We start from the raw sequence: 20,507 nt of genomic DNA, 5'->3' as shown, positions 1-20,507 counted from the left end.
TCCATAGCCTGTTCCCCCTCGGAGTTGTTTTCGGTGTGCACCAAAACTTTGCTCCGGGAACAGGCTTCTCGTCAATTTCTTATCCAGAATTCGGGTTAAATAGGTATTGGCTGCACTCATTGCTCCCTGTTACATCATTATCTATGTTCTCGTGAGTCTGCCCCTTGCCACCACGCTGCAAATTGAAATCTTTGGGTTATAATAGCGCGAAATTCACCTCTCACTTCAGGATGTCACCATGGATTATCAGCTAAATCTGGACTGGCAAGCGTTTTTGCAGAACCATTGGCAAAAACGACCATTGCTGATTAAACAGGGTTTCCATCAGTTTATTGATCCCCTTTCTCCCGATGAGCTGGCGGGACTGGCGATGGAAAATGAAATCGATAGTCGTCTGGTCAGCCAGAAAAATGGCCGCTGGGAAGTTTCCCATGGGCCATTTGAAACCTACGACCATTTAGGCGAGAAAGATTGGTCACTGCTTGTACAGGCTGTTGACCACTGGCATCTCCCCTCTTCTGCTCTTATGAAACCATTCCGTGTGCTGTCTGACTGGCGCATGGATGACTTGATGATCTCTTTCTCTGTACCCGGTGGTGGTGTCGGCCCTCACCTTGATCAATATGATGTTTTCATCATTCAGGGAAAAGGCCGTCGACGCTGGCGTGTAGGGGATAAAATCCCTATGAAACAGCATTGCCCTCATCCTGATTTATTACAGGTTGATCCCTTTGAAGCAATCATTGATGAAGAAATGCTGCCGGGCGATATCCTTTATATTCCACCGGGTTTTCCACATGAAGGTTATGCCATTGAGGATTCACTGAACTATTCTGTTGGATTCCGCTCCCCCAACGCCCGCGAATTATTCAGTGGATTTGCTGATTATATTCTCGCAAATGAGTTAGGCAGCCATCGCTACAGCGATCCAGAACTGACATTTCGTGATAATCCTTCCCTGATCCAAACAAATGAACTGACGACTCTTCGTTCCATGATGCGTGAATTGCTGGAACAGCCAGAGACTTTCCAAAATTGGTTTGGTGAATTCATATCTCAATCACGTCATGAACTGGATCTTGCTCCACCAGAACCCCCTTATGAAAGTGATGAGATTTATGAATTGCTGAAACAGGGTGAAGCCTTGAACCGATTGAGTGGGTTACGCGCCCTACGTGTCGGTGATCAATGTTTCGTCAATGGGGAATTAATAGATACTCCTCATCTTCATGCCGCAGATGCACTTTGTCAGTATGATAAGGTCAATGCCGGACAGTTAGGTGACGCTATCGATGATGTTCGATTCATTACCCTGCTTACCGCTTTGGTCAATTGTGGTTATTGGTATTTTAATGATTAATGACTAAAAAAAGGGGCAACATTTGCCCCTTTGATTAAATGTTCATTTTTTACTTTTAAGCTCATCAGATAACGCATTATTTCTCATGTAATAGATTGTTTTTAAAATAATTAATTTTTTAAGTAACTAATTATTTTGATCAATTGCTGTCAATTCAGCGATCCGCATGATGACACTGACCGCCTTTTCCATACCTTCCAATGAAATAAATTCGTGCTTACTGTGATAATTATATCCACCAGTGAAAATATTCGGGCAAGGCAGACCTCGATAAGATAGCTGCGCACCATCAGTACCACCACGGATCGGCTGAATTATCGGCTCAATGTCACAATCCAACATAGCTTGTTTAGCCAGTGCAATAACATGTGGATGCTTGATCATTTCACTGTGCATGTTGTAATAACAGTCATCAATTGTCAGCTCTATATAGCAATCTGGATGTAACCCTTTTCCTACCTTTTCTGCAATGGCGAATATCGTTCTTTTACGTTTTTCAAAATTATTTCGGTCAAAATCTCGGATAATATAGTGTATATCAGCTCGCTCTACCGTGCCTTTTATGCTCTGTAAATGGTAAAATCCTTCATGACCATCTGTATGTTCAGGCACCTCTTCTGGGGGCAAAGCATGATGAATGCGCATTGCCAGCGACGATGCATTAACCATCACACCTTTAGCACTACCCGGGTGAGCCATGTTACCCATAATTTTGATATTCACTGATGCAGCATTAAAATTTTCAAACTCTAATTCCCCTATACCGCCACCATCAACGGTATAGGCCCATTCCGCCCCGAACGTTTCTATATCAAAATAGTGAGCACCTTTGCCAATTTCTTTATCAGGCGTAAATGCAATCCGAATATCACCGTGTGGAACATTTTTCTGTTTCAAGCGCACCATTGCCGTGATGATTTCAGCAATACCAGCTTTATCATCAGCGCCTAAGAGTGTTTTTCCATCTGTCGTAATCAGTGTCTTGCCCAATAGACTGTGCAATATCGGAAACATAACTGGCGACAGTACTTCGTCTCCAACTCCCAAAGCGATATCACCACCGCGATAGTTTTCCAAAATTTGAGGATTAACATGCTTACCAGAAAAATCCGGTGATGTATCAAGATGTGCAATAAAGCCAAGAACAGGTACAGGCCAGGTAACATTTGATGGTAATGTTGCCATTACACAACCTCGCTTATTGAGGGTGATATCTACAAAGCCAAGTTGAATGATTTCCTCATAGAGCGCTTTGGCGAGTTTCAGTTGACCGTTGCTGCTGGGAATGGTTTTAGCGGATGGTTTTGATTGAGTATCAAATGAAATATATTTAAAAAAACGCTCTAATAATCTATCCATCTTTTATTCCCCCATAAATCTTATGGATTAATTATGGAGAAGATGGATAGCTTAGATATTGCGTCAAATCAGCTTTTATCTGCCTTAATCTGGTGAATTAAAGACTGAACATATCGAGTGACAATTTTACTGGCGTGACCATAGTATTTTTCATCGAATAGGCTCTCGACTTGACTAGGCTCAAGATTCAGCTCAACAGTGTGCGAGCCAGATAATTTGGCCTCATGCACGAAACCAGCTGCGGGATAAACATGACCCGAGGTTCCGATTGCAATAAATATATCAGCATCAGCTAACGCGGCATAAATCTGCTCCATGCCCAATGGCATTTCTCCAAACCACACCACATGAGGGCGCAGTTGGGACGGAAATTGGCAACAATGGCAGAGATCGTTCATCGTTAGCTCAGTTGCCCATTCAACCACCTGACCAGACTGACAGCAACGAACTTTCAGTAATTCGCCGTGCATATGTAGAACACGATGACTCCCTGCTCGCTCATGCAGGTTATCGATATTCTGTGTCACCAACAAAAAATGGTCGCCAAGCTCCTGCTCAAGTTCTGCCAATGCGTAATGTGCGGCATTGGGTTTGATCTCCGGCTGCTGGAGCTGCTCTCGGCGGGCATTATAAAATGCCTGAACCATTTTGGGATCACGTTGGAAACCTTCCGGTGTCGCAATATCTTCAACTCGATGTTCTTCCCACAGGCCATCAGAAGAGCGAAATGTTCGAATGCCTGACTCAGCAGAGATCCCTGCCCCCGTCAGCACCACCACATGGGGCTTTTCTATTTTATTTGCCAATCGAATATCCCTGTAAAAATTTTGTCTATGTAATCGCTGACGCCGTAATCGTTTCACCCGGAAAAATTTACTATGCTGATAACGAGCTCTCATATGGCTATTTCCAATAGTATTTCCTTCATTCGGTGTCTATTCCATGGATACTGTATATCGAAAGACATATATCCAAAGGCATATATCTGAGGACAGCACCGTAGAACAACACCCAAAAATGGTAACTAAGAACGTTCCGCAGATTCATATTTTGCCAATTAGATTATACGATAATGCGCTTATACATTCGTTAATACCTTGGCATATTATTGACCGCTCAAAATTCGTGCTGGATCAAGTTTACTGGCCCGACGAGCAGGATACCAACTAGCCAGTAAGCTCAATATTAATGCCGTCAACAGAACATAAAAAATATCCGTCGGGTGTAATTCTGACGGCAGAAAATCAATAAAATAGATATCTCCCGAAAGGAGTTGATGCCCAAGCATCTTTTCCAACCCCTTAATAATAGTCGTCAAATTCAACGAGGTAAAAATCCCAACCGCTACACCGATAAGACTACCAATCATACCAGTTAGTAATCCATACCATAAAAAGATCGCCCTAATATGGCCATCTTTGGCACCCAATGTACGTAGAATAGCAATATCACTGCTTTTATCCTTCACCGCCATAATCAGCGTTGAAATTATGTTAAAGCAGGCAACACCAATCACCAGTACCATCGCCAGATACATAATACTGCGCACCATCTGGATATCGTTATACATGTAACCGTAGTCTTTTATCCATGTGCTGATATACACATATTTCCCCGTGGCGTTCCCCGCATCCCAAACATGCTGTTCTGCTGCAAAAACATTATCCGTTTTGATAGCAATGCCTGTTATGGCATAGCCATAATCCAGATATTGCTGAGCATCAGCTAAGGGAATCAAGGCCAAGCGATGATCCAACATACCGCTCAACTGGAAAACACCCGCAACATGTAGGCGAACACGTTTAGGCTGTAAGAGTTTCAGACTCGGATCACTATTGGGGATCATGACCGTCAGCCAATCACCTTGTTTTACATGCAGTGAATTTGCTACACTTTGCCCTAAAATGACCTGATTGTTACCCGCTTTGAATGTTTTCCATGCCCCATCCCGCACAAACTGAGGTAACGCACTGACATCAGATTCTGTGTCCGGCACCACCCCACGAATCTGCACAGCGTGAAGTTTTTCGCCATGCTCCATCAAGCCGGTAAACTCAATATAGGGAGAGGCGCTTACAATACCCGGGGTCTGTTTCACCCGCAAAAGCGCCGATTCCCAATCCTGAAAAGGCTGTTCTACCGCATAAATCTGTCCGTGTGGAACAACAGAAAGTACCCGATTTTTCAGTTCTCTCTCAAAACCATTCATGGCACTCAGGCCAATAATCAGCACAGCGACACCCAGCATAATACCCAGTGTCGAAATGACAGAAATCAGAGAAACCATTCCTGAACGACGGCGTCCTCGGCTGAACCGTAATGCGGTAAATAACGCAAGAGGCAGATTCGCCATTACATCTCCCCCATCAGGGTTGATTCGTCCTGTAAATACCCATCACGCATTTCTAATTGACGAGTTAATCTGCCAGCTAATTTTAAATCATGAGTTACGACCAAAAATGCCGTACCTTGCTGTTGATTCAATTCTTGCAACAGTTGAAAAACACTGTCCGCATTACGCTGGTCAAGATTGCCCGTCGGCTCATCTGCCAAGACCAGTGAGGGATCATTGACCAGCGCCCGGGCAATCGCGACACGTTGACGCTCTCCTCCTGATAGCTCAGAAGGCCGATGTTGCGCCCGATTCTCCAGCCCAACAGCCGCCAGCATCTCGAGTGCTTTTTGTTGTGCCTGATGTTTTTTACCACCAATCAGTTTCTTACCGCCAATCAATAACGGCATAGCGACATTTTCCAACGCACTAAAATCTGGCAGTAGATGGTGAAACTGATAGATAAAGCCTATTTCCCTGTTACGTAATTCGGCCCGTTCAGAAGAAGAAAGCAGCTTCAGGGATTGCCCCTTGAAAAGCACTTCGCCAGAAGTTGGTGAATCCAGAGCACCAAGCAGATGCAAAAGTGTACTTTTACCAGAACCCGAACTACCAACAATTGCCATCATTTCTCTCTGTTGCATGGAAAAAGTGACATTTCTTAATACTTCTGTGGAAACCTTTCCTTCCTGATATTTTTTACACAAATGATTGCACAGCAATAAGGGTTGGTTACTCATAACGTAAAGCCTCAGCAGGTTGGGTGGCAGCCGCGCGCCAAGAAGGATATAAAGTGGATAATAAAGAAATCAGCATGGCGCTGAGGGCGATTGTCACGACTTGCGTGGCATCAATTGCAACCGGTAATTGAATCCCTTCAGTGAGCAGGCCGATAACAGGCATTAAACTATTTAACTGGCTGGAAAGCAGTACCCCCAACCCAGTTCCCAATATGGCACCAATAATGCCCGCTCCCGCTCCTTGGATCATGAAGATTACCATTACCTGAAAGTGCGTCAGCCCCTGGGTCTGTAAGATAGCAATCTCACCCTGTTTCTCCATGACCAGCAAAGAAAGAGAGGTAATAATGTTAAAAGCAGCTACAGCGATAATAAGGCTCAGTAATAAACCCATCATATTTTTTTCCATGCGAACCGCTTGAAAGAATTCACCCTTGCGTTCACGCCAATCTTTCCAAATCAACCCTTCAGGAAGCTTTTGCTGACTCAGACTATCAACTGAGAGTGGTTCCTTAAGATACAAACGCCAGCCCGTAATATTGCCAATCGGATAACGTAGTAACCGTGCCGCATCCTGCTGGTTAACCAACATTTCTGTCTCATCAACTTCACTGTTGGCTTGGAATGTACCAACCACTGTAAATAATCGCTGGCTAGGAATTCGGCCCATCGGCGTCAACTGGCTGGCACTCGGCACAATAACGCGGATTTTATCACCACGTTTAACGCCCAATTTTGCTGCCAATTTTTCTCCCAAAATAACAAAATAGCGTCCCGGTTGTAGCTGGCTGCGATCAACATCGACAATATATTCCGCCAATGGCGTATATTCATCAGGTGTAATGCCCAACATAACCCCAACACCAACATTACGCGGGCTTTGCAACACTACATCACCTTGTACAAGAGGTGTGATTCGGTTAACTCCTTTTAATTCCGCCAACTGGCTACTCGGATGTTCAACCGGTTTGATAGAGCCGGTTTCCGATGTAATGATAACCTGAGGCATAAAACCTAAAATGCTACCTTCCAGTGAACGTTCAAACCCGTTCATCACTGACAATACGGTGATCAGTGCTGCCACTCCCAACGTAATGCCAATAGCCGATAGCCATGAAACAAAACGGCCAAATTTATCGACCGCTCGCCCACGCATATAGCGCAATCCTATAAATAATGAGACAGATTGGAACATGAAATCCGCCATATCAAAGAAGTTTATTTAGAAACAATAGATTAGTGAAAAATTCCATATTCTATCTCTAGTTATGAAAGTACGTTATGTATACCCATCACTTTTCAAGTTGCAACTTTGTTGGCTGTATCTTGAAACCCATAGGGTATTTATTAACTCCACTGACTACATACTATCACCGTTTTACCAAAATTTGCGTCTCCCCCTTTCAAGTTGAAGATAAAAACAGCAACTCTCGGATTCCTACCTAATTTTTCTGTTTTTGATTATTTATTGATGACTAGGTGTGCAAATTGACTGTTCAAATTTAATACAGATCAAGATCTTGAAAGGCTTATCCCAGAGTAACGAAAGTATACATTTAAAGCTGTTACCAAGGAAATAAGGATGAATGACAAAATAAACGACAAGTTTAGAGAAGCGTATAAAATATATTGATACAGATAAAAGCTAAAAATAGTTTAAAGAGTCATATTTATGCAGGAATAGAAAACTTATGCCAGAAAGGGAACTATTACCTTATTAAAATTAAGTCTAGAGTGTTTTTAGTTCCCTTAGAGTTCAATCTATTTTAATTGAAAATATTATACAAAATTAAGTTTAAACCACCATCAACCTCCTTTGAACATTTTTAAGGAAAAAACTCTACCAACTAGATTTACGACTAAAATTTTTCTTCCTCCATTTCTATTATCGCCTTCAATTTCTTTGGTTTCACCATTGTAATTCATAGATGAATCAGCAAGATATTTTATAGCATTTGCACCAGAGGGATAATAGTAATCCTGAAAAACGTAAATATAATAATCACTACGTGCACCTAATATTAATTTTATAGCTTTGTAGTTCTCAGAGGTTTTTCCAATCCAAGGTACCCATAAACTTCCATTTCATGCTTGTGCTGACCCAATTGAAAATATTTGGTTACTGTTCTCACCATTTATTACAGACATGGTATAAGGTGTATTATTAGCGATAGAAACAATATCAGTAACACTAGACATAAATCCTCCTAAATTTCAGATTATTTTATTTATGAAAGAAAACATCAACAACTTCTGCTGTAATCTCATTAAAAGGAAATCCTAACTCAGACGGTTTATACCGACCATAAAGTACTACAAAATGATCTCCAGTCATTCCACGAAAAATATTTGAAGAGATTGTATCTAAGTCATAAAAGAAAATACGCCCAAAGTTAGGTTCTTTACAGAAAACCCGTAGAATTTCGTTGGCCGTGCCTTGGGTTAATGGAGCTCCTTTTAATGTAATATATTTATATGAATTATCTGGTATATCAAAAACTGGATAATCATAATCATTAACAGGTGAAAGATTAGGAATATCTTTTCCTTTATTAGGACCATTGGATATTTTTTGATCAAATTTATTTATATTTATTGCATTAGGAAAACCCGTAACAATTTCGTCTTGACAGAACACAGATTGGCATTTTTTAACAACAATTCGCCCCTCACCCCAAACATCAAGAATTTCAATCATTTTATCCCTCACTTTTAAAATATTAAAAAAATAAATTCTCATATTTATACATTGATTTTTTCATGATCAATTAAAAATATACATACACTCATCAAGCACAGGAATATTTAAAATTAATCAGATTTCTGATATTCCCAATTGATAATAAAATAAAAAACACTTTGCCACTTCATATTAAACCTGAGATTTGTATATGATCTTCCCCTGTATTGCAAAAGAGTTTTTCAGATAAAAGGAACAGAATAGCCTACGCTTAAATTGAAAGTGGGTTACTCAAACGGCACCACGAAGCTTCCCTTTCTCTCAGTGAAGTCATGGCGATCCTCATTTTATTCCATATGAGCCATTATCATGATTTTAAAACGATTTATATTTATAATGTAAAAAAATATGTTAAGGCCGATTTTCTCTGATTGGTCAGCTATGCCCAAATGCTAACCTTGAAGAAAAGGCCCCCCTTTGTTAAACCTCCTCTTGTAACAGATGTTTTCAAGTCTGATAGTCAAGAAAACGAGTACTGGCTACCAACAATAATCAACATTCCTAATCATTTCATCCTTTATCTAAACTTGAAATCTGATACTCTTCTGTTGCCAAAGCAAAGTGTTCGGGGATAATAAAGGGTAGCAATACCTTATAGGACCACCCGCATCCCGGTCATGTGGTTTTTTTACTTTCTCTCAACCTGCCAGCATATTTATTGTAAGGCTACTGGGTTAAAAATGTGTTGGGAATGGCCTGAATCTTAGAGAACACATCAAACGCTTATGTCAGCAAAATATCGTTATCAACTTCCTGAACGTCGCGGTGATATCCGCCAACTAGGTCATTTGACCGGTGCCTCCTGTGCTGTTGAATGCGCCGAAATCATTGAACGTCACTCAGGGCCAATACTGCTGGTGACAAAAGATATGCAGAACGCCCTGAGGTTGCATGATGAAATTCAGCAATTCACTCACGCTCCCATTAATATGCTGTCAGATTGGGAAACCTTACCTTACGATAGTTTTTCTCCCCATCAAGAAATCATCTCCAACCGTTTATCCACACTTTATCATCTCCCCTCTATGACGAAAGGTGCATTAATCCTTCCCGTCAATACCTTGATGCAACGAGTCTGCCCTCATGAATATCTTAGAGGGCATGCTTTGGTCATGCACAAAGGGCAACGGCTTTCACGCGATAAATTGCGGTTAGAGTTAGAGCAGGCTGGTTATCGCAGTGTAGAACAAGTGCTTGAGCATGGTGAATTTGCTACACGCGGCGCTTTATTTGATCTCTTCCCTATGGGTAGCGAATCCCCTTATCGCATTGATTTTTTTGATGATGAAATAGACAGTCTGCGCATTTTTGATGTAGACACCCAACGAACGCTGGCAGAAGTGGAAAAAATCAGTTTATTGCCAGCCCATGAATTCCCAACCGACCAACACGCTATTGAACTGTTTCGCAGCCAATGGCGCGAACAATTCGAAGTCCGCCGCGATGCTGAACATATCTATCAGCAAGTCAGTAAAAAAATGCTGCCAGCCGGTATCGAATATTGGCTACCGTTGTTCTTTGAACATCCTTTACCTGCCATTCTTGATTATCTACCTAAAAATACACTGCTGATTACACAAGACTTAGTTAGCACTGCTGAGCGTTTCTGGCAGGATATAGAACAGCGTTTTGAAAGCCGCAAAATTGATCCTATGCGCCCGTTACTTGCCCCTGAACGGCTCTGGCTGCCAGTCAATAAGTTATTTTCAGAATTGAAAAACTGGCCACGTATTCAGGTCAACAATGAAACACTCCCGCAAAAAGCAGGAAATACCAATCTTGCTTATCAAGCTTTGCCTGATTTATCGATTGCCGCCCAGCAGAAAGCGCCTTTGGATAAATTACGCCATTTCATGGAGCAATTTAACGGTAAGATCGTATTTTCGGTGGAAAGTGAAGGGCGTCGGGAATCCGTACAAGAGCTGTTATCGCGGATCAAAATCAAGCCAATAAAAATCAAGCAACTGATAGAGGCCGATAAACACGGTCATTTCTTGATGGTTGGTGCGGCAGAACTCGGTTTTGTTGATGAAGATAATAAACTTGCACTTATCTGTGAAAGTGACATGCTCGGTGAACGTGTCAGCCGTCGTCGTCAGGATAATCGGCGTACCATCAATACCGATACGCTAATCCGCAATCTCGCTGAGCTAAAGCCCGGACAACCTGTTGTACACCTTGAGCATGGTGTTGGCCGCTATCAGGGTCTAATAACGCTCGAAGCCGGTGGCATTAAGGCTGAGTACCTTATCCTGACCTACGCCGGAGAAGACAAACTGTATGTGCCGGTTTCTTCTCTTCATCTCATTAGCCGTTATGCCAGTGGAGCAGAAGAAAACGCCCCACTTCATAAGCTAGGTGGAGATGCATGGAGCAAAGCTCGCCAGAAAGCAGCGGAAAAAATACGCGATGTAGCAGCAGAATTACTGGATATTTACGCACAACGTGCTGTCAAGACAGGTTTTGCCTCCAAACTCGATCGCGAACAATACCAACTGTTTTGTCAGGGCTTTTCGTTTGATACAACTCCCGATCAAGAACAAGCTATCAACGCAGTACTTGATGATATGAGCCAACCCATTGCCATGGATCGATTGGTATGTGGCGATGTCGGGTTTGGGAAAACAGAAGTGGCTATGCGAGCCGCATTTCTATCCATCACCAATAACAAACAAGTCGCCATACTCGTACCGACAACCCTATTGGCACAGCAACATTATGATAATTTCCGAGATCGCTTTGCGAATTGGCCTGTACATATTGAAGTTCTATCTCGCTTTCGCAGCGCAAAAGAACAACAGCAAGTTATCAATATGGCCACTGAGGGAAAAGTAGATATTATTATCGGTACCCATAAACTTCTGCAAAATGATTTGCGCTGGAAAGATCTCGGTTTGTTGATCGTAGATGAAGAGCACCGTTTTGGTGTTCGCCATAAAGAACGTATTAAAGCCATCCGTGCAGATGTCGATGTCCTGACCCTGACCGCAACACCAATCCCCCGTACACTCAATATGGCAATGAGTGGTATGCGCGACCTATCCATTATCGCCACGCCTCCAGCCCGTCGGCTGGCAGTGAAAACCTTTGTGCGTGAGTATGACAGCCTTTTGGTTCGGGAATCTATCCTGCGTGAAATTTTGCGTGGTGGGCAAGTTTACTATCTGTATAACGATGTCGAAAACATTGAAAAGGCAAAATCCCGGCTGAAAGAATTAGTTCCCGAAGCCAGAATCGTTGTAGGGCATGGGCAAATGCGTGAGCGTGATTTGGAACGCGTTATGACCGATTTCCATCACCAACGTTTTAATGTGCTGATATGTACCACCATCATTGAAACAGGAATCGATATCCCCAGTGCCAATACCATCATCATTGAACGCGCCGACCATTTCGGATTGGCTCAGTTACACCAGTTACGTGGACGTGTCGGGCGCTCCCACCATCAAGCCTATGCGTACTTACTGACACCTCATCCAAAAGCCATGACCAGTGATGCTCAAAAACGACTGGAAGCCATTGCATCCCTTGAAGATTTAGGTGCTGGTTTTGCATTGGCCACTCATGATCTGGAAATCAGGGGAGCCGGTGAATTTCTGGGCGAAGACCAAAGTGGGCAGATGGCCAGCATTGGTTTTACTCTCTATATGGAGTTGCTGGAAAGTGCTGTTGATGCCCTCAAAAATGGGCGCCCTCCTTCACTTGAAGATTTAACCAACAATCAGACTGATATAGAACTGCGCATGCCGGTACTTTTGCCAGATAACTATATTCCTGACGTGAACATGCGCCTGTCTTTCTATAAGCGCATTGCCAGTGCAAAAGATGATGCCGAATTGGATGAACTGAAAGTCGAACTTATTGACCGATTTGGTTTACTACCCGATCCGGGGCACCAACTGCTACAATCAGCTTCCATTCGTCTGGCCGCCCAAAGGCTGGGTATCAAACGCATTGAAGCACATGAAAAAGGGGGATTCATCGAATTCAGCAATAACAATAAAGTTGATCCGAATTATTTGATCGGTTTATTACAGACACAACCCAACATCTATCGATTGGATGGTCCATCAAAATTGAAGTTCATTACTGAATTAACGGAACGTGCTACTCGCTTGTCTTTCATCCAGAATCTACTGAAAACGTTCGAACAAAATCAGATTTAATTCTATATTGCACTATTTTGATAATATCGTTCATCAATACGATTACAGGCGAAATAGTGCAGTTCTCGACTAAAAGGCAGAAGAAAAGCACGGTTCTGAATGTTGCTTGATAATTAATTGACCTTTTTCATTTAAGGGTATCGTTTCCTCTGGTTTATACAACATTCTGACTTTTCCTGGTTCCTCACCTATAACATAACTTACATCATATCCAACAATACACGGTTTTTTAAAATCAACGATGATGCAATTTTTTAATGCTGAATGGTTCAAAGCAGGATATTCCATCTTTACATTCAAGCTATCAAGAAGAGTTAATATACGGTATTCGTGTCCGTTAAAACGATCCCCTTCAATTTTACCCACGGTAATGGGAATGGGTAATACCCTGATATGACAATAATATTGACGGACAGCAACACTCGATTTAATCGGATCCACTGATAACACATTAGCAACGCTGGGACGTGGGGATTCAAAATAAAACGTTGCGCTAACAACACTGATAGCAATAGCAATTACAGAACCAATTACGTACTGTCTTATCTTTAATTTACCCACATAGCACCTTATATATTAATAAGTTCCACACATTTTCATTGGTAACTATTTCTTCAATATTTGAAGGAGGCAAAAAATGTGCTCAATTCATTATTTAAGAAAAATCCCATTCCATCATTCAAATACACCAAAAGTTAATTTTGAGATACCATTTACAATCTACTCAATCCTAACAGTCAGAGCAATATTGTGATACACCAGTAACCTAACTAAAGCAGGCTTTATTACAACGATTAATTAGATGTACCGATAAACTATTTCATTTATCTGTAAGTAACTCATGTACGACAACGTTGTTTAAATTTATCTTTTCCATCGCATCAAAACAATATCAGAATTATTATAATTAAGCCTATATCATAATAATGATAAGTTTCAAATAAACACTTGCATTTAATATCTGTACGATTTTATTTATTATAATAAATCCTTGCGATATATTTAGATAATAATAATTATGGTACGTATAACAATAAATATACCCAATAGATTTCAAATTGCAGATCAGAGAAAAAAGGACAACCGCTCAGAGGAATAGATAACGGTGTAACGAATGAAAATAAGTGTAGTCAATAAAAACACAAGGTGAAAGATGAAAGATGAAGAGTATAGATAAGTGGCTCATCTAAGTTAACTACCTTCAGATGAACCACTTTTTTAGCTCATTAGTGCAATTTCAACCGAGGACGAATAACACGGTTAATTCCACCAACCAACATCATTAAGCCGGTTTTGATATATCCATGCAGAGCGACCTGATGCATACGATACAAAGAGATATAAACCATACGCGCGATACGGCCTTCCACCATCATTGAACCACGCATCAAGTTCCCCATTAGGCTACCAACCGTACTGAACTTAGATAATGAAACCAAGGAGCCATGATCTTTGTAGACATATTCTTTTAATGGTTTTTCATTTAATAATGCCAGAATATTGTCATAGCAACGGCTTGCCATTTGGTGAGCAGACTGAGCGCGAGGAGGAACAAAACCACCCTCTTTTTTCGGGCATGATGCACAATCACCAATGGCAAAAACATGATCATCCAATGTCGTTTGCAAAGTTGGCTTCACAACTAACTGGTTGACACGGTTTGTTTCCAGCCCGGCAATGTCTTTCATAAAATCAGGTGCTTTAATCCCTGCCGCCCAAACCATCAGGGACGCATTGATATGCTCACCATCTTTCGTATTCAGGCCATGTTCATCGGCACTGGTCACCATCGTCTTAGTTAATACCCTAACACCAAGCTTAGTCAACTCTTGATGAGCCGCACTGGAAATGCGCGTTGGCAATGCAGGCAGAATTCGCTCACCTGCTTCAACTAAAGTCACATTTAAGGCATCTGAATTTAAGCTTTCAAAACCATAGCTGTTGAGTTGTTTAACCGCATTATACAGCTCTGCGGAAAGTTCAACGCCCGTCGCACCACCGCCAACAATAGCGATATTTACTTTCTCCTCTGCACATTGAACTGCAGAATATTTCAGGAACAAGTTTAACATCTCATTATGGAAACGATGTGCTTGCTGTGGATTATCAAGGAAAATACAGTTTTCCTTCACGCCAGCCGTACCAAAATCATTCGACTGACTTCCCAATGCTATGACAAGAATATCGTAAACCAGTTCACGCTCTGGTACCAATAAATCACTGCCTTCATCACGAATTTCAGCCAAAGTGATTTTCTTCTCTTCACGATCGATATTCGTGAGAGTACCTAACTGGAAATTGAAATAATGGTTACTGGCATGAGCTAAATAACTCAATGCATCAACACCATCATCAAGAGAACCCGTTGCTACTTCATGTAATAATGGTTTCCATAAATGGCTATTATTGCGATCCACCAAAGTAATTTCGGCTTTTTGCTTACGTCCCAGTTTATGTCCCAAACGCGTTGCCAGCTCTAAACCACCAGCGCCCCCACCAATGATGACAATTCTTGTCTTTGGCGTTGTCATGACTACCCCACTGAAAATACACATAATGTTATGTAAGATGCTAAACCCGTTTTTTTAGGTAAAACGTGAGTAACGTCCTTAAATAACATCAGGCTAGACAAATTTCATACTGAAAATATCGTCAGAATATCATGGCTAGTTAATTGGTCATACCAAAAATAACCACAATCAAATTCTTTTGATTAATTAGACATCAATCACAAAATTTGCACGATAATTTTCAATTAATTGGATTTAAATCGGGTTTATGAATAATTGACATTTACAATGTTAACATTGTGTGAATAAAAGATTTCAAGCGCATAAAGTGGACATTATACGGCTGGGATAAGCGTAGCCAACAAAGCTGCAACTTGAAAGACAACAGGTATAAAAGGAATAGAATTGCTGATGGCATCCTACTCCCCCTTTTATCGAAATAAATTTACATTAATTCAATAATCATTCACATCTTAGCCATTTATCACACAGGCCATGCAGTGCCTTATGAGCTTGCTGCCAACGTTCAGATTGCTGTAATTCTTCTAAACTAAATTGTTTACCTCGGTGATATAACCGTGAGATTTTATCTGAGTTGATCATCGGCAGGCTATCTAACACGCTGACCGCACCTTCCCGATTGTTGCACACTAAAATCATGTCACAGCCTGCGTCTAATGATGTTTGTGCACGCTCGGCATAACTTCCCATAACCGCAGCGCCTTCCATTGATAGGTCATCAGAAAAAATTACACCTTCAAACCCTAATTGCTGACGTAACACAGATTTCAACCAATACGGCGAACCACTGGCAGGACGGTGATCTATCTGGGAATAAATAACATGAGCCGGCATAATCGCATCCAGCAGATTACGCTGGATAAAATCCCGGAAAATGACCATATCATGGCAATTAATGGCATCCATCGAGCGATTATCCCTTGGTGTTTCTTTATGGGAATCTGCCGTCACGGCCCCATGCCCAGGAAAATGTTTCCCCGTCGAACTCATCCCCGCTGAATGCATGCCTTTAATAAATTTTTCAGCCATAGCCATCGCAGGTTCTGGCTCTTCATGAAATGAGCGTTCACCAATTGCTGTACATTTATGTCCCAAATCCAGCACGGGTGCGAAACTGATATCGATGTCCATTGCAATCATCTCTGATGCCATCAACCAACCAGATTCTTCTGCTAAATGTGCTCCCATAAGTGTGTCATTAATGCAAGCAAAAGACTGTGCAGCAGGTAAACGCGTAAAGCCTTCGTGAAAACGCTGAACACGTCCCCCTTCCTGATCAACAGCAATGACCAGACGGTGATGGGAAGATTTACGAATTTGCTGCACTAATTCACACAATTGTTTTGTATCATGGTAGTTGCGGGTAAACAGAATTAAACCGCCCACTAATGGATGTTGCAGAATTTCGCGTTCTTCATTATCCAATTCATAACCAACAACATCTAACATTACTGGCCCCATAGCATTCCTCATTTCTGTTTATTGGTTGCCATCTGTAATACCCTTCATTTTTCAAGCTTTGGGTATACAATTTATTATTGTGAATAAAAAATATATTGGATGAAAATTGGTTCCACCAACCGTTACGCTAGCTTAAAAGTACAGCGCAGCGGGTACACCAATGATAAAAACTGTTGCTCTTTTGTCTGTTGCCAACGTACTTCATACCACATTAGCATCATGTATCTCACCCACGGTTTCCATCGCTTAATCTGCTGCTGCAATAGCTTGAGATCTGAATATCCTGATGCACCGATACAATAATAATCCAAAAAATTTTTCTGCTGTATCTCATCCCATTGGTTGCCCTCAAATAGCACAGCCAATGAGAAACCAATATCAACATCAGCGGCATATTCCCAATCAATTAATTTTAACCCCTCTTCGGTCATCAGCAGATTATCAGAGTGGATATCCATATGATCAGGAGCAATTTTTAACGCGGTGGGCATTTTTGCCGCCATAAATAATTTATGTAGATGTAACCAGCGGGGAGATAGACGCTTCTGGTCAATTTGCTGCCACTGAGATGAAATTTGTTGTTTAAATTTAAGAGGATATCCCAATGGGGTATGGTGATGAAGAGTAGCCATTGTCCGAGCTAATAGTTGCTGTAACGCTGGGAAACTCAATATATCTGATTTGATCTTTGTTCCCGTAAGCCACTCAAGTAATAGCCAAGTACCGCTCATAGCGATCACTTTAGGCGCAATACCTGTAGGAGATAAACGACGTAATACCCGAGTTTCTCGTTGACGATCGACTCCCAAAGTTCCACTGTGTGCTGTTAGTGTACGTCCAACCATCTGACGCACACCATCCGTAATATAGACACTTCCTTGTGTCAGACCGGTCAATGGCTTGATTTCCCAAGCCTCTGCGGGAATATCTGACCATTGCTGGTTTAATATTGCCAATAACGAATTATCGTTAGTTAACGTCACCACGACCTGACCAAAGTATTTCGCCGGTTTGGACTAACATCAGCTGCATCTCTATAACACGCTGACTATTATTGCCAGATACCTCAGAATAGAGAACATAGTCGGCGTTCAAATAACGAGCCAGTCCAATGGACTTACTACGCAAGCCCAAGCTATCTTCCGATGATAAACCCAGTGCTTTTCTGGCTGTATAGACTTGAGATTTTGGTACAACGTTAAAGACCTGTTTGCTGCTGACTGCACCAATAACAGCATCTGTCGCTTTCAGGTTTTGAAGCACGCCATTAGTGTTATTTTTAACAGAATCAATCAGTAATAACCTTCCCGCTTCCAGTCCATTGGCCTTAACCATCTGTTCAACCAAGGGCTGAACAATACCATTCCAATTAGTAGATTGTATTTTGGGCGGTTGAAGAATTTTTTCCGATGGCTCTACCGACGGTTCTTTTTTCTCTATTGGCTCCACCGGTGTAACAGGAGCAGGCGGTTGTGCTTTTTCAAGTACACAACTCGTCAGCAACATCGCTGATAATATAATAAAGAAAATTCTTTTCATTAAACTACTCCAGTTACGTCACTACCTTGTGCCGATACACGCGAGTGATGCGATTCTGCCAACTTATTATTCTACCAATAAAGGCCCCAATGGACGCCCACCAACCAAATGCATATGGATATGGAAAACTTCCTGCCCTGAGTGACGATTGCAGTTCATGATCAAGCGATAGCCATCTTCTGCAATCCCTTCACCTTTTGCAATTTTTGCTGCAACCGTAAACAAACGGCCCAACGCAATTTCATGCTCAGTAGTAACATCGTTAACCGTTGGGATTAATACATTAGGGATAATCAAAATATGTGTCGGCGCCTGAGGTGAAATATCACGGAATGCTGTGACCAGCTCATCCTGATAAATAATATCAGCAGGAATTTCACGACGAATGATTTTGCTAAAAATAGTTTCTTCTGCCATCTTATTTCTCCTTTTTGTCATTATTTTCTTGAATATCAATATGAAATAGTTCACAAAAGTTTCTTGTGGTTACCGATGCCAATTCATCAATACTAACACCTTTCAAAACTGCCATATATTCAGCAACTTCACGCACATAAGCTGGCTGATTCTGTTTGCCACGGTGAGGAACAGGTGCCAGATAAGGTGAATCAGTTTCTACCAAAATACGATCAAGGGGGACAATTTTTGCTGCTTCACGGATCTGTTCAGCATTACGGAAGGTGACGATGCCAGAAAAAGAGATATAAAACCCTAAATCCAGCAAAGCGCTTGCTGTCTCTTTATCTTCCGTGAAACAGTGCAAAACACCACCACACTCTTGTACTTTTTCTTCCCGCAATACTTTCAGTGTGTCTTCCCTTGCTTCACGGGTATGCACGATCACTGGTTTGTTTAATTCACGGCCAATGCGGATATGTTGACGAAATGAAGTTCGTTGAAGTTCTGCATTTTCTTTCTGATAATAATAATCCAGACCGGTCTCACCCAATGCGACTACATCCTCATCTCTCGCCAATCGGGCAATTTCTTCAAAATCGTAACCTTCATCCAGATTTAATGGATGAATGCCGCAGGAATAGGCTATATTTTCTCGTTTTCCAATCAATTTTTTCATTTGCTGGAAACCGGGCAATGTAGTCGCCACTGCCAGCATATATTTCACATCCCGTTCTGCGGCTTTTGCCACCACATCATCTACACTTTTGTGCAGTTTTTCATAATCAAGGCAATCGAGATGACAATGAGAATCAACTAAAAACATAATATGCTCGTATCTAAATAAGTTACTGTGTGGGGGATAATTGCTTTTTCCAATTGAGTTGCTTTTCCCAATTGAGCAGTTGCCCTGTCAGCATCAATTCCCGATTGATACCCACTACAGATAATAATTGATGACGACAATGCATCCAATCATCAACTGTACTTAATAATTTTTCCACATTTTGAGCGGAAGCAAGATGATGAATCAAAACCTGCTGATCTTGATTAATGCAGTAATTTTGTGCCTTCTGCTGCCATTTCACCGCATCAGATAATAAACTGATCAACCAATGCAACGATTGCTGTACATCATCACGATTCAACAATGGTAAAAGTGACAGGGTATCACATTTATATAATGCCTGTGCTATCGCCTGACAAAATGCCCTTCTCTGCTGCCATTTTTCAGTCTGAAGCAACCGCTCTGCTGCCAATGGTGCTCCCTGAGAAAGTTTTAATGCTGTCTGTGCATCCAATGATGATATGGCGGGAAGCTGATTCTGTAGCCAATAAAGCCCTATCTCGCTTTCTGGTACAGAGAGAAAATAATAAAAACAGCGACTACGTAATGTTGCCAACAAATTTGCAGGATTCTGGCACTGTAACAAGAAATAAGTGCTTTTTGGGGGTTCTTCCAATGTTTTCAGTAAAGCATTGGACGCTGCATCAGTCAAAAATTCAGTCGATGACACCCAGACAATTTTAGCCCCTCCTTGCTGTGAATGTTCAAAGAGTTTTTCATTGAGTTGGCGTACAGCATCCACGCCAATGATATTTTTTCCCTTTTCGGGGCTAAGGACGTGCCAGTCAGAATGGGTTTCGGCCAACATTAAATGACAGCCATGGCATTTGCCACAGCTTTTCATACCCTGTTTATCCTGACACATTAACCAGCGACTCAATCCATACACTAATGCAGAAGCTCCAGTTCCTTCATGAGCATGGAGCAAAACGGCATGGTGCCCACGCCCCTGCTGATGGGATTCAACTAACTGACGGTACGCATGATTAAGCCACGGATACCAATTCATGCCTGTATTTCCTATTCTCTCAGCCAA

Annotated in this window: 16 protein-coding genes and 1 pseudogene; 3 read left to right on the top strand and 14 right to left on the bottom strand. The window is 41.6% G+C overall.

Going from position 1 to position 20,507, the window contains the following annotated elements:
• Positions 1–238 precede the first annotated feature (238 nt).
• Positions 239–1,360, top strand: a complete 1,122-nt coding sequence (locus Xhom_RS19515) for a ribosomal protein uL16 3-hydroxylase (protein ID WP_069316171.1) — start codon at positions 239–241, stop codon at positions 1,358–1,360.
• 126 nt (positions 1,361–1,486) lie between these two features.
• Here Xhom_RS19515 and pepT read toward each other — a convergent pair whose 3' ends face one another.
• The 6 genes from pepT to Xhom_RS19480 all read right to left on the bottom strand — a co-directional run bounded on the left by pepT (position 1,487) and on the right by Xhom_RS19480 (position 8,489).
• Positions 1,487–2,719, bottom strand: coding sequence for a peptidase T (gene pepT, locus Xhom_RS19510; protein WP_069316172.1), 1,233 nt, complete (start codon positions 2,717–2,719; stop codon positions 1,487–1,489).
• 68 nt (positions 2,720–2,787) lie between these two features.
• A complete protein-coding gene (gene cobB, locus Xhom_RS19505) occupies positions 2,788–3,618 on the bottom strand; it encodes a Sir2 family NAD+-dependent deacetylase (protein WP_069316173.1) in 831 nt (276 codons plus the stop codon).
• Positions 3,619–3,824: 206 nt separating this feature from the next.
• Positions 3,825–5,072 (bottom strand): lipoprotein-releasing ABC transporter permease subunit LolE, encoded by a 1,248-nt coding sequence (lolE, locus tag Xhom_RS19500; protein ID WP_069316174.1) that lies wholly within the window; start codon positions 5,070–5,072, stop codon positions 3,825–3,827.
• Entirely contained in the window at positions 5,072–5,791 is a 720-nt protein-coding gene (gene lolD, locus Xhom_RS19495) for a lipoprotein-releasing ABC transporter ATP-binding protein LolD (RefSeq protein WP_069316175.1), read from the bottom strand. Before lolD ends, lolE begins: the two co-directional genes overlap by 1 nt.
• Positions 5,784–6,986 carry a lipoprotein-releasing ABC transporter permease subunit LolC gene (gene lolC, locus Xhom_RS19490; protein WP_069316176.1) on the bottom strand — a complete coding sequence of 401 codons (1,203 nt, stop codon included), beginning with the start codon at positions 6,984–6,986 and terminating at the stop codon, positions 5,784–5,786. Before lolC ends, lolD begins: the two co-directional genes overlap by 8 nt.
• A 1,029-nt stretch (positions 6,987–8,015) precedes the next feature.
• On the bottom strand, positions 8,016–8,489 hold the full coding sequence (locus Xhom_RS19480; RefSeq protein WP_069316177.1) for a hypothetical protein: 474 nt from the start codon (positions 8,487–8,489) through the stop codon (positions 8,016–8,018).
• A gap of 257 nt (positions 8,490–8,746) precedes the next feature.
• On the opposite strand from Xhom_RS19480, the pseudogene Xhom_RS46690 reads away from it, so the two are divergent.
• Positions 8,747–8,899: pseudogene (locus Xhom_RS46690) on the top strand (IS982 family transposase); the annotation flags it as partial.
• Between the two features lie 357 nt (positions 8,900–9,256).
• On the top strand, positions 9,257–12,697 hold the full coding sequence (gene mfd / locus Xhom_RS19470; RefSeq protein WP_069316178.1) for a transcription-repair coupling factor: 3,441 nt from the start codon (positions 9,257–9,259) through the stop codon (positions 12,695–12,697).
• A 69-nt stretch (positions 12,698–12,766) separates the two neighbouring features.
• Here the strand turns inward: mfd and umoD are convergent, their stop codons facing one another.
• The 8 genes from umoD to holB all read right to left on the bottom strand — a co-directional run bounded on the left by umoD (position 12,767) and on the right by holB (position 20,480).
• Positions 12,767–13,258 (bottom strand): UmoD family flagellar biogenesis regulator, encoded by a 492-nt coding sequence (umoD, locus tag Xhom_RS19465; RefSeq protein WP_069316179.1) that lies wholly within the window; start codon positions 13,256–13,258, stop codon positions 12,767–12,769.
• A 665-nt stretch (positions 13,259–13,923) separates the two neighbouring features.
• On the bottom strand, positions 13,924–15,228 hold the full coding sequence (locus Xhom_RS19460) for an NAD(P)/FAD-dependent oxidoreductase (protein ID WP_069316180.1): 1,305 nt from the start codon (positions 15,226–15,228) through the stop codon (positions 13,924–13,926).
• A 441-nt stretch (positions 15,229–15,669) separates the two neighbouring features.
• Complete coding sequence (nagZ, locus tag Xhom_RS19455) at positions 15,670–16,689, bottom strand: beta-N-acetylhexosaminidase (protein WP_069316181.1); 1,020 nt, start codon at positions 16,687–16,689, stop codon at positions 15,670–15,672.
• A 122-nt stretch (positions 16,690–16,811) separates the two neighbouring features.
• Positions 16,812–17,675 carry a phosphotransferase gene (locus tag Xhom_RS19450; RefSeq protein ID WP_232326314.1) on the bottom strand — a complete coding sequence of 288 codons (864 nt, stop codon included), beginning with the start codon at positions 17,673–17,675 and terminating at the stop codon, positions 16,812–16,814.
• Positions 17,659–18,228, bottom strand: a complete 570-nt coding sequence (gene lpoB / locus Xhom_RS19445; protein WP_069316183.1) for a penicillin-binding protein activator LpoB — start codon at positions 18,226–18,228, stop codon at positions 17,659–17,661. Before lpoB ends, Xhom_RS19450 begins: the two co-directional genes overlap by 17 nt.
• A 66-nt stretch (positions 18,229–18,294) precedes the next feature.
• Complete coding sequence (gene hinT / locus Xhom_RS19440) at positions 18,295–18,645, bottom strand: purine nucleoside phosphoramidase (protein WP_069316184.1); 351 nt, start codon at positions 18,643–18,645, stop codon at positions 18,295–18,297.
• A gap of 1 nt (position 18,646) precedes the next feature.
• Positions 18,647–19,450, bottom strand: coding sequence for a metal-dependent hydrolase (locus Xhom_RS19435; protein WP_069316185.1), 804 nt, complete (start codon positions 19,448–19,450; stop codon positions 18,647–18,649).
• Positions 19,451–19,472: 22 nt separating this feature from the next.
• A complete protein-coding gene (gene holB / locus Xhom_RS19430) occupies positions 19,473–20,480 on the bottom strand; it encodes a DNA polymerase III subunit delta' (protein ID WP_069316186.1) in 1,008 nt (335 codons plus the stop codon).
• Positions 20,481–20,507 lie beyond the last annotated feature (27 nt).

Source organism: Xenorhabdus hominickii (assembly GCF_002632725.1).
Classification (GTDB): Bacteria; Pseudomonadota; Gammaproteobacteria; order Enterobacterales; family Enterobacteriaceae; genus Xenorhabdus; species Xenorhabdus hominickii.
Note: the sequence above shows the minus strand (reverse complement) of the source record. Positions and strands in the feature narration are given on the sequence as shown.

What these genes read in the sequence shown, in the direction of transcription:
- Xhom_RS19460 (WP_069316180.1), bottom strand. Translation starts at nt 15,228, where the DNA reads ATGACAACGCCAAAGACAAGAATTGTCATCATTGGTGGGGGCGCTGGT.
- Xhom_RS19435 (WP_069316185.1), bottom strand. Translation starts at nt 19,450, where the DNA reads ATGTTTTTAGTTGATTCTCATTGTCATCTCGATTGCCTTGATTATGAA.
- nagZ (WP_069316181.1), bottom strand. Translation starts at nt 16,689, where the DNA reads ATGGGGCCAGTAATGTTAGATGTTGTTGGTTATGAATTGGATAATGAA.
- lolD (WP_069316175.1), bottom strand. Translation starts at nt 5,791, where the DNA reads ATGAGTAACCAACCCTTATTGCTGTGCAATCATTTGTGTAAAAAATAT.
- hinT (WP_069316184.1), bottom strand. Translation starts at nt 18,645, where the DNA reads ATGGCAGAAGAAACTATTTTTAGCAAAATCATTCGTCGTGAAATTCCT.
- lolC (WP_069316176.1), bottom strand. Translation starts at nt 6,986, where the DNA reads ATGTTCCAATCTGTCTCATTATTTATAGGATTGCGCTATATGCGTGGG.
- Xhom_RS19480 (WP_069316177.1), bottom strand. Translation starts at nt 8,489, where the DNA reads ATGATTGAAATTCTTGATGTTTGGGGTGAGGGGCGAATTGTTGTTAAA.
- pepT (WP_069316172.1), bottom strand. Translation starts at nt 2,719, where the DNA reads ATGGATAGATTATTAGAGCGTTTTTTTAAATATATTTCATTTGATACT.
- lpoB (WP_069316183.1), bottom strand. Translation starts at nt 18,228, where the DNA reads ATGAAAAGAATTTTCTTTATTATATTATCAGCGATGTTGCTGACGAGT.
- holB (WP_069316186.1), bottom strand. Translation starts at nt 20,480, where the DNA reads ATGAATTGGTATCCGTGGCTTAATCATGCGTACCGTCAGTTAGTTGAA.
- Xhom_RS19515 (WP_069316171.1), top strand. Translation starts at nt 239, where the DNA reads ATGGATTATCAGCTAAATCTGGACTGGCAAGCGTTTTTGCAGAACCAT.
- mfd (WP_069316178.1), top strand. Translation starts at nt 9,257, where the DNA reads ATGTCAGCAAAATATCGTTATCAACTTCCTGAACGTCGCGGTGATATC.
- lolE (WP_069316174.1), bottom strand. Translation starts at nt 5,072, where the DNA reads ATGGCGAATCTGCCTCTTGCGTTATTTACCGCATTACGGTTCAGCCGA.
- cobB (WP_069316173.1), bottom strand. Translation starts at nt 3,618, where the DNA reads ATGAGAGCTCGTTATCAGCATAGTAAATTTTTCCGGGTGAAACGATTA.